The sequence below is a fragment of the Hoylesella oralis ATCC 33269 genome, assembly GCF_000185145.2.
GTDB lineage: Bacteria > Bacteroidota > Bacteroidia > Bacteroidales > Bacteroidaceae > Prevotella > Prevotella phocaeensis.
Genome location: NZ_GL833119.1, coordinates 1,877,740 through 1,891,463, shown reverse-complemented (window position 1 = coordinate 1,891,463; position 13,724 = coordinate 1,877,740). Strand labels below are relative to the sequence as shown.

At 39.3% G+C, this 13,724-nt stretch carries 10 protein-coding genes; all 10 read left to right on the top strand.

Going from position 1 to position 13,724, the window contains the following annotated elements:
* Positions 1-25 precede the first annotated feature (25 nt).
* On the top strand, positions 26-643 hold the full coding sequence (gene lolA1, locus HMPREF0663_RS10290) for an outer membrane lipoprotein periplasmic chaperone LolA1 (protein WP_004370463.1): 618 nt from the start codon (positions 26-28) through the stop codon (positions 641-643).
* A 27-nt stretch (positions 644-670) separates the two neighbouring features.
* Positions 671-2,209 (top strand): DUF5687 family protein, encoded by a 1,539-nt coding sequence (locus HMPREF0663_RS10285; RefSeq protein ID WP_004370462.1) that lies wholly within the window; start codon positions 671-673, stop codon positions 2,207-2,209.
* Between the two features lie 349 nt (positions 2,210-2,558).
* Entirely contained in the window at positions 2,559-3,653 is a 1,095-nt protein-coding gene (locus HMPREF0663_RS10280; RefSeq protein WP_004370461.1) for an aldose epimerase family protein, read from the top strand.
* Positions 3,654-3,686: 33 nt separating this feature from the next.
* Entirely contained in the window at positions 3,687-5,003 is a 1,317-nt protein-coding gene (locus HMPREF0663_RS10275) for an MFS transporter (protein ID WP_004370460.1), read from the top strand.
* A 79-nt stretch (positions 5,004-5,082) separates the two neighbouring features.
* Positions 5,083-6,243: a galactokinase gene (galK, locus tag HMPREF0663_RS10270; RefSeq protein WP_016665112.1), complete on the top strand. Its 1,161-nt coding sequence runs from the start codon at positions 5,083-5,085 to the stop codon at positions 6,241-6,243.
* 78 nt (positions 6,244-6,321) lie between these two features.
* A complete protein-coding gene (locus HMPREF0663_RS10265; protein ID WP_004370458.1) occupies positions 6,322-7,482 on the top strand; it encodes an aldose epimerase family protein in 1,161 nt (386 codons plus the stop codon).
* Between the two features lie 186 nt (positions 7,483-7,668).
* Complete coding sequence (locus tag HMPREF0663_RS10260) at positions 7,669-9,684, top strand: transketolase family protein (RefSeq protein ID WP_187115889.1); 2,016 nt, start codon at positions 7,669-7,671, stop codon at positions 9,682-9,684.
* Positions 9,685-9,697: 13 nt separating this feature from the next.
* Complete coding sequence (rpiB, locus tag HMPREF0663_RS10255) at positions 9,698-10,138, top strand: ribose 5-phosphate isomerase B (protein WP_004370456.1); 441 nt, start codon at positions 9,698-9,700, stop codon at positions 10,136-10,138.
* 60 nt (positions 10,139-10,198) lie between these two features.
* The gene (locus tag HMPREF0663_RS10250; RefSeq protein WP_004370455.1) at positions 10,199-10,957 is read left to right on the top strand and encodes a copper homeostasis protein CutC; all 759 of its coding nucleotides are present in this window, start codon (positions 10,199-10,201) and stop codon (positions 10,955-10,957) included.
* A gap of 13 nt (positions 10,958-10,970) precedes the next feature.
* Entirely contained in the window at positions 10,971-13,559 is a 2,589-nt protein-coding gene (locus HMPREF0663_RS10245; RefSeq protein ID WP_004370454.1) for a transglutaminase-like domain-containing protein, read from the top strand.
* Positions 13,560-13,724 lie beyond the last annotated feature (165 nt).

The window sequence follows — 13,724 nt, the reverse complement described above, 5'->3', positions numbered from 1 at the left end:
TAATTCTAAAACTTATTAAAAAAATATGGACTTCAAAAAAAGATTGTTATTCATCATATTTCTTTTAAGTTTCTTAGGTAAAATAAACGCTGTTAATGACACACAGGCAAAAGTTGTATTAGATAAAACTGCAGCCTGCATCAGTAATAAGGATGGCGCATCTGCCAATTTTCAAATGTCAAGCGGTAAAATTGCGACAACAAGCGGTTTTATTGCCATAAAAGGGAAGAAATTTTATGCCCATACTGCACAAGCTATCGTTTGGTATGATGGAAAGACGCAGTGGACTTATATGAAAAAGACGAACGAGATAAACGTTTCAACTCCTACCTCAGCACAGCAAATCTCTATGAATCCCTATACTTTTATTAACATGTATCGTTCAGGATACAACCTCACAATGAAAACTATCGGCAATAACTATCAAGTATATTTATCGGCGACAGATACACATAAAGTCATCAAAGAAATGTATATTCTTATTAATAAAAATTCTTACCAACCAGTTCAAATTAAGATGCATCAGAAAGATGGATGGATGACTATTAACATCACAAATTTTAAAACAAAGAGTATTCCCAACTCTACCTTTATCTTTAGAGCTAAAGATTATCCTACAGCAGAGATCATTGATTTAAGATAAAAGGCGGTATCAATATTCTGTACTATAATGAATATCAAGGAGAACTTTTATTCCGTTAAATATACGATTGAATTCTTTCATACCCTTTATCGACATAGGAGGCTTTCTCAAAAACGCAGTTTCAGCTATCAACAAAACCGCGTTGCCAAGTTTATGCTCGGTATTATATGTCTTTTTATCATTGCATATTTAATGCTTATTGCCGTAACATTGTCGTTAGCGGTAAACAATGATAAATCGATAACGCCGATAGAATTTATTCTTGGTATCAGTCCTTTTATCCTTACTCTCGACTTCCTTTTCAGGTTTATAGTTCAGCAAACTCCTGCGCAACTTATTAAGCCTTATGTTCTTTTACCTGTACCTCGACATTTATGCATTGATAGTTTTATCGTCAGCTCCTTGTTCTCCATAGGAAACTTCATATGGTTTGCCCTACTTATTCCCTATATTATCATGTCCGTCTTTTTCAGTTATGGTCTACTATTATCATTAGGGCTACTTCTTTTCTATGTCGTTATTATTTTCGCAAATAGTCAATGGTATGCCATCGTAAGAACTCTGATTAACGATCACATCGCGTGGTGGATATTACCGATGGGTATATATGCCTTTTTGTACAGTCCAAGCTATATTGGTGAAAAATCAGGAATAGATAATCTTTGCGATACATATGCAAAGATCGGGACCTCCATCACCGACGGTTCTCCCTTTCCATACATCGTTGCAGCTATCCTCTTGTTCATAGTTATATTTTGTAACAGGAAGTTACAATACAGCCATATCATGAAAGAACTGTCGCATGCAGACCAGAATATCCATCATAAAATTAGAAATTACTCTTTTCTCAGCACATTAGGTGAGTATGGAAAATACTTTCAATTAGAGGTAAAAATGACTCTTAGAAATAAAAATCCAAGGAAGAGTTTCATCTTCTCGTCTTTAATAATATTAATATTTTCCCTTCTTATCTCATTCAGCAGAATATATGATTCCAAGTATTATGCCAACTTCTTTTGTCTTTACAACTACGTAATCTTCGGTTCAATGATACTCATCAAAATTATGTGCTATGAAGCTAATTTCATAGACTGTCTGATGGTTAAAAAAGAAAATATTCTTTTGCTGCTGAGAGCAAAATATTTCTTTTACTCCATCATTTTGATATTCCCTTTCTTGCTGATGTTACCCACAGTTTTTATGGAAAAATGGTCTTTACTCATGTTAGTTTCATATGCTGTATTCACTGCAGGCGTACAATATTTCATCCTCTTTCAAATGGCTGTGTATAATACTCAAACGATACCACTTAATACAAAATACATCAGCCGTTCAGGATTTGAAAACAATTATTTCCAAGTTGGAGTAGAAATGATATGCCTATTCATCCCGATGACATTGGCTTCTTTTCTGCAAACGTTGATCGGAGATACGAAGGCATATATACTGATGCTTGTGTTAGGAACGGTATTCATCGCATTACATAAAGTATGGCTTCGCAATATCTATACACGAATGATGAAAAGAAAATATAAACTACTTGACAGCTATCATACATCAAAGTAAATTCCACATATATTTTACATTAAACCAATATGCCGCCTCTAACACGTTAAAAAATACCGCCTATTGTAAATATCCGCCATGTATATCTGTGATAAATATATCATCTATTGTGCATACCTATAACAAATTTGTAAAAAATGTAAAAGATTTTACAGGATTACACCTCTTTTTAATCTCTCGCTCCGCCCACACACGTTTCTTCTAAATCGCTAACAACCGAACCTGCAAAAGCAGTATAAATTAATTGTTTTTAACTCATAAGCATTTGTAATTTCCAGATTATAATTTGTAACATTCGTTTTTTTTCAGTTACTTTGCAACAACATAAAGTAACTAAAAACTTGTTTTTATGACAAACACAACGGAAAGAGAAAATCTCTGTGGACTGAAACGTGAGGATTTTCAGACTACAATCAACGGTAAGAAAGTAGACCTATATATTCTTAGAAATGAAGTCGGCAACGAAGTTGCCATCACAAATTACGGAGGAGCCATTGTTGCAATTATGGTACCCGATAAAAACGGGAAACATGCTAATGTAATTCAGGGGCACGATAATATTAAAGATGTAATAGAATCTCCGGAGCCTTACCTTTCCACATTGATTGGAAGATATGGCAATAGAATAGCAAAAGGCAAATTCCAACTGCATGGAAAAGAATACAGTCTACCGATTAATAACGGTCCGAACTGCCTTCATGGAGGGAAAAAGGGCTTTAATGCCAAGGTATGGGAAGCTCTCCAAATGAATGAACAGACGCTGGTTCTGAAATATGTCAGTCCTTATGGCGAAGAAGGCTTCTCGGGCGAAGTCAAAGTTACTGTAGTCTATAGCTTTAACAATAATAACGAACTGGTCATTGATTATATGGCCACCACCAATAAGAAAACCATCATCAATCTTACAAGTCATGGTTTCTTTTCTTTAGCCGGTATCGGCAATCCCACACCCACTATTGAAAATTTGATTTGTGAGATCAATGCAGATTTCTATTTGCCAATCGACAAAACTTCTATCCCAACAGGAGAAATCCGCTTTGTAGAAAGCACTCCCTTTGATTTCAGACACCCTAAAACCATTGGGCAGGATATTGATGCAAAAGATGAACAAATACAAAACGGTGCAGGATACGATCATTGCTATGTGCTGAATAAGAAAGAAGAAGGCGAACTCAGTTTTGCAGCAAGAATAAAAGAGCCCGTCAGCGGTCGGACAATGGAAGTATATACAACTGAGCCCGGTGTACAATTATATACAGACAATTGGGCAGACGGATATAAAGGGCAGCATGGAGCTACATTTCCTCGCCGAAGTGCTGTCTGTTTCGAGGCGCAACATTTCCCCGATAGCCCCAATCATCCATACTTCCCATCGGTTGTTTTGAAAGAAGGTCAAATGTATAAGCAAAAAACAATTTATAAGTTTGGAGTAGAAAAACAATAACATAATTATATAACTAAAAACATTTTAAATTAAATGGAGAATACAACAAAAAAACAAAGTAGCATCATTGCGATTGTCACAATGATGTTTCTTTACGCCATGATTTCATTTGTAACAAATCTGGCAGCACCTATTGGAGTTATTTGGAAAAATGCATTCCAAGGTGATAGTGCGAATACAGTAGGAATGCTTGGTAATGCGATGAACTTCCTTGCATACTTTTTTATGGGAATACCCGCCGGTAAGATGCTGTCTAAAATAGGCTATAAGAAGACTGCTCTCGCCGGTATCATCCTTGGCTTTGCAGGCGTATTCGTTCAATTTTTATCTGGCTTTTTTGAAGCAGACGCCAGAGTAACCGGATTTGTTATCTACCTTTTGGGAGCATTTATCGGTGGTTTCTGTGTATGTATCCTTAATACAGTTGTCAATCCAATGCTTAATCTTCTTGGTGGAGGTGGAAATAGAGGCAATCAGTTGAACCTCATCGGTGGAACATTGAACTCTCTGACAGGTACTCTTACACCGCTATTGGTCGGCGCACTGATTGGCACAGTAACCAAAGATACTGCCATGGTAGACATAAACCTTGTTCTATACATTGCAATGGGAGTATTTGCAGTAGTTTTTGTTATACTGATGTTTATTCCTATCCAAGATCCACAAGTTGGAAAAACTACTGCAGAAACCGTATTCGAACACAGCCCTTGGGCCTTTCGCCATTTTGTGTTGGGAGTTATCGGCATTTTCTTTTATGTAGGAATAGAAGTAGGTATCCCCGGAACAATGATATTCTATCTTTCCGATACGACGACAGCCGGTGGGGGACTTCTTAAAAATGCCGTTGCTATTGCCGGCACCGTGGCTGCAACATATTGGTTCTTAATGTTGGTAGGACGTTTTACTGCCGGATTTATTGCCAACAAGATATCAAGCAAAACGATGGTAACAGTTACAACAATTTGCGCTATAACTCTTATCGTTTTTGCAATCATGCTCGGAAAGACCATTACTGTTTCCATGCCGGTATTTACCGGTTCCTCTTTTGAAATGGTAACTGTTCCTATTGCTGCCTTGCTCTTTGTTCTTTGCGGTCTCTGTACTTCTGTTATGTGGCCATGTATATTCAACCTTGCCACAGAGGGTTTGGGAAAATATACGGCAGCAGCATCGGGTATCTTTATGATGATGGTTGTCGGTGGGGGTATTCTTCCATTGTTACAAAATTTCATTGCAGATAATGCTGGCTACTTAATATCCTACATTGTACCACTCATCGGATTGGCATATCTCTGCTTCTATGCTATTGCAGGCAGTAAGAATGTCAATAAAAATATCCCTGTAGAATAAAATTGATATTGGCGCATTGATTATTTTATTTCTCAATGCGCCAAATATATTGAATATTAACTATCTAAATAAGATTATTATGGACATTGAACATGTAAGGAGTCGTTTTATCAAGCATTTTGACGGTAAGACAGGTAATATTTACGCGTCTCCCGGACGTATAAATCTTATAGGCGAACATACAGACTATAATGGCGGATTTGTATTTCCGGGAGCAGTGGATAAAGGTATCATGGCAGAACTTCGTCCGAATGGGACAAATACAGTTATGTGCTACTCTATCGACTTGAAAGACCGTGTTGAATTTAAGGTGGATGATCCTAAAGGGCCAAGAGCTAGCTGGGCACGATATATCTATGGCATCATCCAAGAAATGAAGAAGTTAGGAGTAGACGTCAAAGGATTTAATACTGCCTTTTCTGGAGATGTTCCATTGGGAGCTGGTATGTCCTCTTCTGCAGCTCTTGAAAGTTGCTTCGCTTTTGCCTTGAACGATTTGTTCGGCGACAATAAGGTATCGAAATGGGATATGGTGTTGGCTGGTCAGGCTACTGAACATAATTATTGTGGTGTGAATTGTGGCATTATGGATCAGTTTGCCTCAGTATTCGGACAGGCTGGTAAACTGATGCGTCTTGATTGCAGAAGTCGTGAGTTTGAATATTTCCCATTCAATCCGGAAGGTTATAAACTTGTTCTTTTAGATAGTAAAGTGAAACATGAGCTGGCATCTTCTGCCTATAACGATCGTCGTAAAAGCTGTGAAAACGTAGTTGCTGCACTTCAAAGAAAGTTTACAGACAAAAAGATAGAAACTTTACGTGATGCAGATTGGGAGATGCTTGAAGCAGTTAAGGGCGATGTGTCTGAAGAAGATTATAAACGGGCTCATTATGTTTTGGGCGAAAAAGATCGTGTGCTTGCCGTTTGTGATGCACTGAATGCTAGTGATTACGAAACTGTGGGCCAAAAGATGTACGAAACACATTATGGATTGAGTAAGGAATATGAAGTGTCTTGTGCAGAACTTGATTACTTGAATGAATTGGCCAAAGAAAGCGGTGTTACCGGGAGTCGCATCATGGGAGGCGGCTTTGGAGGTTGTACTATCAACTTAGTAAAGAATGATCTCTATGATAAATTTATTATAGATGCTAAAAATAAATATGCAGCAAAATTCGGTCATGCTCCGGCTGTTTACGATGTAGTAATCAGCGATGGCTCACGAAAAATTTGCTAACACGATATTAATAGACTTAATTAGGAGCCTGATATCATATTTTTGGTACAGGCTCTTTCACTAAAAACAATTGTTGATATGAAAAAGGCAAAAGGATCTATTTGGGGAATAGGTATTTTATTCGTAGTTTTTTCTGCATGTTCTTCAAATAGCAAATTTACAGAATCGGGATTAGATCCGGCAAGATTTGATACTACAATCAATAATAAACCGGTGAAGCTCTATGTTCTGAAAAATGCAAATAACATGGAAGTTTGTGTTACCAATTTCGGTGGAAGAATTGTTTCTATCTGTGTTCCAAATAAAAATGGAACTCCGACCGATGTCGTATTAGGTTATGATAATATTGCCCAATATGCAGATTCGGTGAACAGTCCCAGTGATTTCGGCGCTGCAATCGGGCGTTATGCTAACCGTATTAATAAAGGGAAGATCACGGTTGCCGGTAAACAGATACAATTGCCCACCAATAATTACGGACACTGTTTACATGGTGGTCCATCAGGATGGCAATATCAGGTATATGATGGAAAACAATTAAACGATTCAACTCTTCAATTAACCATAAAATCTCCCGATGGAGACAATAACTTTCCGGGAAATGTAACGGCAACAGTTACCTATACTGTTAAAAACGATGGCATTTTAGATATGATATTCGAAGCAACCACAGACGCCGAGACTGTTATCAATATGACAAATCATTCATATTTCAATCTATCCGGAGATCCATCGAAACCGGGTACGAATATGGTGTTGTATATCAATGCAGATAATTACACGCCAACAGACAGCACATATATGACTACCGGTGAAATAAAATCGGTGTATGGCACCCCAATGGATTTCACCAAACGTCATGCCCTCTATCAAACTATTGGCGATACCTCATTCCAGCAAATAAAGAATGCCAATGGCTACGATCATAACTGGGTATTGAACACCTATAAGAATGGTAAAGGAGATGATACGAAAGTTGCAGCAAGCCTTTACTCCCCTGAATCTGGTATTTTCATGGAAGTTTTCACTAATGAACCGGGCATCCAAGTCTACACAGGCAACTTCCTCGGCTCGGGAGTTAAGGGTAAAAGAGGCATTGCTTATCCACGCCAAGCCTCCGTGTGCCTTGAAACTCAAAAATATCCTGATTCTCCCAATAAAAGTAACTGGCCCTCTCCTTACCTAAAACCCGGAGAGAAATATTACAGCCATGCTGCTTATAAATTCAGTGTAAAATAATATGTAATAAATCATACAGACCGATCAGATTTACTGATTGGTCTGTTTTTTATTTATATTAATTTACTTGATAACAATAATATAGATCAAAAATGTGATCGTTAATATAAAAAACAAATAAATATATAGTCTTTCTCAATATAAAATGGTATATTTGCATAAAATTAAAATGGGAAAACTAATATGATGAACGACAATAAACTAATGCGAAAAGCAGCGGATAATATTCGCATACTTGCAGTGTCTATGGTAGAAAATGCAAAGTCGGGACATCCCGGTGGTGCTATGGGAGGTGCCGATTTTATCAATGTGCTCTTTTCTGAATATTTGATTTATGATCCTAAAAATCCCACATGGGAGGGACGTGATCGTTTCTATTTGGATCCGGGGCATATGTCGTCCATGTTATATTCTGTTCTTACATTACAGGGAAAATATACCATTGAAGACCTGAAGAATTTCAGGCAATGGGGATCACCGACACCCGGACACCCAGAACGTAATATTGAACGGGGAATTGAAAATACGTCGGGGCCACTCGGTCAAGGACATACATACGCTGTAGGTGCTGCCATTGCCGAAAAATTTCTTGAAGCACGTTTGGGACATGAGGTAATGCAACATAAGATATATGCATATATTTCCGATGGTGGCATACAGGAAGAAATTTCGCAAGGTGCAGGTAGAATTGCCGGTCTTTTAGGACTGAATAATCTCATCATGTTCTACGATGCTAACGATGTACAGCTATCTACAGGTTGTGATGTTGTAATGGCCGAAGATACAGAGATGAAATATAAGGCTTGGGGATGGAATGTTATTACTATTGATGGTAACAACATAGACCAGATACGCATAGCACTCAACACTTCTCTTTCTGAGAAAAAACGCCCTACTCTTATCATCGGAAAGACTGTCATGGCAAAAGGTGCTTTACAAGCAGATGGCTCAAGCTATGAAGGCAACGTAAAAACACACGGCGCACCGCTTGGAAGAGACGCTTATATAAATACGGTGAAAAACCTTGGAGGCAATACGGAAAATCCTTTTGTTATCTTCCCAGAGACACGTGATATCTATGCACGAAGGCACGAAGAACTCATGTATATCGTAGGCAAACGTCATCAAGAGGAGGAGATTTGGACAAAGAAAAATCCAATAAAAGCGCAGCAGATGAAGGATTGGTTTACAGCCCGCTCTCCATTTGTTGACTGGAGCAGTATCGTACAACCTGCTAATGCAGCCACTCGTACGGCTTCTGCGAACTGTCTTAGCGTACTGGCAGAGCAGGTGCCAAATATGATTTGTTCTTCTGCCGATTTGTGTAATTCTGATAAAACTGATGGGTTCCTTAAGAAAACCCACAATATCCAAAGGGGAGACTTTACGGGGGCATTTTTCCAAGCAGGTGTCAGCGAATTAACTATGACATGCGTCTGCATTGGAATGTATCTGCACGGAGGCGTCATTCCTGCATGTGGAACTTTCTTTGTTTTCTCTGATTATATGAAACCTGCGATACGTATGGCTGCTCTTATGGAAGTTCCCATTAAATTCATCTGGAGTCATGATGCATTCCGCGTTGGTGAAGATGGCCCAACGCATGAACCTGTGGAGCAAGAAGCACAGATACGCTTGATGGAGAAGCTACAAAACCATCATGGAAAAGATTCCATGCGTGTATTCCGTCCTGCAGATGTACATGAGACGACGATCTGCTGGCAAATGGCAATGGAAAACATGGAGACGCCTACAGCACTGGTACTCTCACGCCAGACAATAGACGACCTTCCCGAAGGAAACGATTATGATGGGGTGCGTAAAGGGGCATACGTTATCGCAAATTCTGACAAGAACTTTGATGTAATATTGCTGGCATCCGGCTCTGAAGTGTCTACGCTCGTGGCAGGAGCTGATCTCTTACGAAAAGATAATATAAAGGTGAGGATCGTGAGCGTGCCGTCAGAGGGACTTTTCCGTCGACAAAGTATGGAATATCAAGAAAAAATATTACCTCATAACGCAAAGATATTCGGCCTAACAGCAGGCCTTCCTGTAACTTTGGAAGGCCTTGTGGGAAAAAACGGAAAAGTATTTGGATTATGTAGTTTTGGTTATTCTGCACCTTATAAGGTATTGAATGAAAAATTAGGATTTACCGCTGAAAATGTATATCGGCAAGTAAAGGATTTTTTATCTTAATCTTCACGTTTATATGGATATCAAAATAATAGGATTGGCCAGCGACCATGCCGGATATGAATTAAAACAATTCGTCATACAGTATCTGAAAGAAAAGGGCTATCGGTACAAAGACTATGGCACCTTCAGTAAGGATTCATGTGATTATCCAGACTATGGGCACGCTCTTGCAAAAGGCATAGAAAACGGAGAAGTATATCCCGGAATAGGAATTTGCGGAAGCGGCGAGGGTATCAGCATGACACTTAATAAGCATTCGAAGATAAGAGCTGGTCTTGCATGGATGCCAGAAATCGCTCATCTGATAAGACTACATAATGATGCCAATGTATTGGTAATGCCAGGAAGATTTATTAATCAAGAAACTGCACGACTGATTATGGATGAATTCTTCAATACAGATTTTGAAGGAGGTCGGCATGTGAGGCGAATCAATAAAATACCATTACAATAATCAAAGAGTTCCCTCGTGGAACTCTTTTTATTTTTCTTATTATAAACCACTAATCTCTTTATGGACACCAAAAACTTTCAATTCGAAATTTGTGCCAACAATGTAGAAAGTTGTTTGGCAGCTCAAGCCGGCGGAGCCCATCGTGTAGAACTGTGTGCAGGCATTCCCGAAGGCGGGACCACACCTTCATATGGAGAGATTGTTATGGCTCGAAAAGTTCTGGATAAGACGAAGTTGCATATTATCATACGCCCCCGCGGGGGTGATTTCACTTATACGTTTTCTGAAATTCAAAGAATGATTATCGACATAAAAGTATGTAAACAGCTGAATGTAGACGGTGTTGTGTTCGGCTGTCTTACTAATGATGGAAATATAGATATGGAACTCAACGCCATGTTACTGAAGCATTGTCAAGGACTCTCCGTTACATTCCATCGTGCTTTCGATCGTTGCAGAAATCCCTTTAAAGCCTTAGACCAGTTGGCCATACTCGGTTTCAACAGAATACTGACATCCGGACAACAACCTACCGTGGAATTAGGTACCCCCCTACTCCATCAATTACAAACACAAGCAGACCACCGTATTCATATCATTGCCGGGTGCGGTGTTAATGAAAACAACATTTTCAAAATATATACGGAAACCGGTGTACGCGAATATCATTTTTCTGCTCGTGAAAAATTCCTCTCCTCCGCTACATACATGAACAGTTCCGTTTACATGGGAGCACAGAGAATTGATGAAAACAGTTACGAACTAACAACTACAGAAAGAGTTAAGAAAACAATTTCTGCATTAATAGATAATCTATAATCTTAATAGAATAATGAAGAAACTACTCATTCCGGTCGTCATGTGCTTTGTTGGAATTGCAGCCTTTGCCACAGACAATGCACATTTCATCACAGATATCTCCTATCGAATGATAGTCAGAGAGGCATATAACAATAAGATGAAGTTTTTTGGAAACAAGTTTTTAAATTTCAAAGATGTTCATCTTACCACTCCAGAACAGGAAGCTCTCGAATTTCTTTATGCCTATATGCCCATTGCCGATGTCACAGATTATCCGACTTCGTTCTATCTTGAAAATATAAAATCAAGCTTTCAAACAAAGCAAACAATGGCTTGGGGAAAGAAAATTCCCGAACTTCTTTTCCGACATTTCGTATTGCCGATACGTGTTAATAACGAAAATTTAGACAGTTCACGCATTGTTATGTATAAAGAACTTTCAGGGCGTGTTAAAGGTATGTCGATGCAAGAAGCTATATTAGAAGTAAATCATTGGTGCCATGAGCATGTAACCTACCACCCGTCGGATGCCCGTACACTTTCCCCTTTAGCCTGCATGAAAACAGCTATTGGTCGATGCGGTGAGGAGAGCACGTTTACTGTGGCGGCATTACGATCTATCGGCATTCCCGCCCGACAGGTATATACTCCGCGCTGGGCGCATACTGACGATAACCATGCATGGGTAGAAGCTTGGGCTGATGGCAAATGGTATTTTATTGGAGCATGCGAACCGGAAGCGGTATTGAACATGGGCTGGTTCAATGCACCGGCCTCCCGTGCACTGTTGATGCATACCCGAGCATTCGGAGATTACCGAGGACAAGAAGAAGTGATGCTGCGAACCAGCAACTACACTGAGATTAATCTCATCGATAATTATGGTTCGTCAGCAAAAATCGATTTCCGTGTTATTGATGAAAAAGGACTGCCTGTGGAACAGGCCCGTGTAGAATTCAAGATATACAACTATGCTGAGTTCTATACAGCCGTAAACAAATACACCGATGCACAAGGAAAAACATTCCTTACAGCAGGAAAAGGCGACATGATAGTATGGGCTTCGAAAAACGGTAAGTATGGATTTGCCAAAGCCTCTTTCGGCAAAGATAAGATAGTAACTATCACTCTAACACACACACCGGCTACAGACGCAGCCCATATGATATTACCACTCGACTCAATGGATATTGTCCCGCCAGTCGAGCACACCATTCTTCCGAAGATTACCGCAGAACAAAACGACCGTAACAAACAGAGACTCGCAATAGAAGATTCTATCAGAAAGGCATACGAGGGCTCCTTTTACCAAGGGAATAACGCGTATCTGAAAAAAGCGCGTGGTAATTGGCATACTATCAGTCAATTCCTCGATCATCATAAAGATAATATTGAACGGGTATCGGAACTGTTGAATACATTAAGCGATAAGGATTTCTGTGATATTACCATGGAAATTCTTGAAGATAATTACAGTGCTCCGAGCAATCAGCTTTGCCCACGTGTCGAGAACGAAATGATTATTTCGCCCTTCAAACATATATTTACTGATGCTTTTCCGCCCCAAACAGCCATTGCATTCCGCAATGATCCTGCCCTTTTGGTAAAGTGGATTAAACAAAACATCAAGATAAATCCGGATAAGAAAGCACTGAATATTGCACAAACACCGCTCGGTGTTTGGCGGTCAAGACTTACTGATGTCCGATCACGAGATATCTTTTTCGTGGATATGGCACGAAGTCTGAACATTCCTGCACGCAAAGATGTAATAACATCAAAGGTTCAATACCAGAAAGACAGACAGTGGATAGACGTCAATTTCGAACAGGATGAGCAGAAAATTGCCGATACGGGAACACTGATTTTGCAGTATTCACCAACAAAATATCTTGATAATCCGAAATATTACAGTCATTTCACGATCAGTAAAATTGAGAATGGACACGCCACATTGCTCAACTTCGACGAAGGACAAGTTGACATGGGGGGCGGAACCAGTTGGGATAATACCTTTAAAAATGGAATCAAGCTCGATGTGGGCACCTATCTGCTTGTTACGGGTACGCGGCTTGCCAACGGAAGTGTGCTTTCTACCTGTCGAATATTCAGCATTTATAAGAATCAAGAGACTAAACTCAATCTTTATCTTCGCACATCAACAACAGAAGTCAGCGTTATCGGCAACTTCGACAGCGAAGCCAAGTTCCTGCAAAACGGCAAAGATACGAGCATCTTATCACAAACAGGCCGAGGATATTTCGTTATAGGCATCTTAGATGTAGGACAAGAACCTACTAACCACGCGTTACGAGACATTTCAAGAGCAAAAATAGAATTGGATAAATGGCAACGACCATTCGTTTTATTATTCGAAAATGAAAAAGAACTGAATAAATTCAAGTCGGAGAATTACGGCATACTACCTCAAAAAACAATTCTCGGTATCGATAAAGACGGACGGATCAAAAAGCAGATTGTGGCTCAAATGAAACTTCAGAATGAAAATCTGTTACCTATCTTTATCATTGCAGACACATTTAACCGTGTTGTATTCTCCTCGCAAGGTTACACTATCGGATTGGGAGAGCAGATTGAAAAGGTGATCCATAAACTGTAATCGGCTATATTCTTATAACCCTTATTGTATTTTCATTAAAAGATACAATAACAACAACACCTCGCCGTAGAACCAAATTAAGAACATTCTACGGCGAGGCATGTATTTTGTTTCCGATAAACACAATCTCTACTTCCGATATATTCACTTTATATTAGCACCAAA

Excerpts from the sequence above, each read along its gene's own strand:
- lolA1 (WP_004370463.1), top strand. The coding sequence starts at position 26 with ATGGACTTCAAAAAAAGATTGTTATTCATCATATTTCTTTTAAGTTTC.
- HMPREF0663_RS10285 (WP_004370462.1), top strand. The coding sequence starts at position 671 with ATGAATATCAAGGAGAACTTTTATTCCGTTAAATATACGATTGAATTC.
- HMPREF0663_RS10280 (WP_004370461.1), top strand. The coding sequence starts at position 2,559 with ATGACAAACACAACGGAAAGAGAAAATCTCTGTGGACTGAAACGTGAG.
- HMPREF0663_RS10275 (WP_004370460.1), top strand. The coding sequence starts at position 3,687 with ATGGAGAATACAACAAAAAAACAAAGTAGCATCATTGCGATTGTCACA.
- galK (WP_016665112.1), top strand. The coding sequence starts at position 5,083 with ATGGACATTGAACATGTAAGGAGTCGTTTTATCAAGCATTTTGACGGT.
- HMPREF0663_RS10265 (WP_004370458.1), top strand. The coding sequence starts at position 6,322 with ATGAAAAAGGCAAAAGGATCTATTTGGGGAATAGGTATTTTATTCGTA.
- HMPREF0663_RS10260 (WP_187115889.1), top strand. The coding sequence starts at position 7,669 with ATGAACGACAATAAACTAATGCGAAAAGCAGCGGATAATATTCGCATA.
- rpiB (WP_004370456.1), top strand. The coding sequence starts at position 9,698 with ATGGATATCAAAATAATAGGATTGGCCAGCGACCATGCCGGATATGAA.
- HMPREF0663_RS10250 (WP_004370455.1), top strand. The coding sequence starts at position 10,199 with ATGGACACCAAAAACTTTCAATTCGAAATTTGTGCCAACAATGTAGAA.
- HMPREF0663_RS10245 (WP_004370454.1), top strand. The coding sequence starts at position 10,971 with ATGAAGAAACTACTCATTCCGGTCGTCATGTGCTTTGTTGGAATTGCA.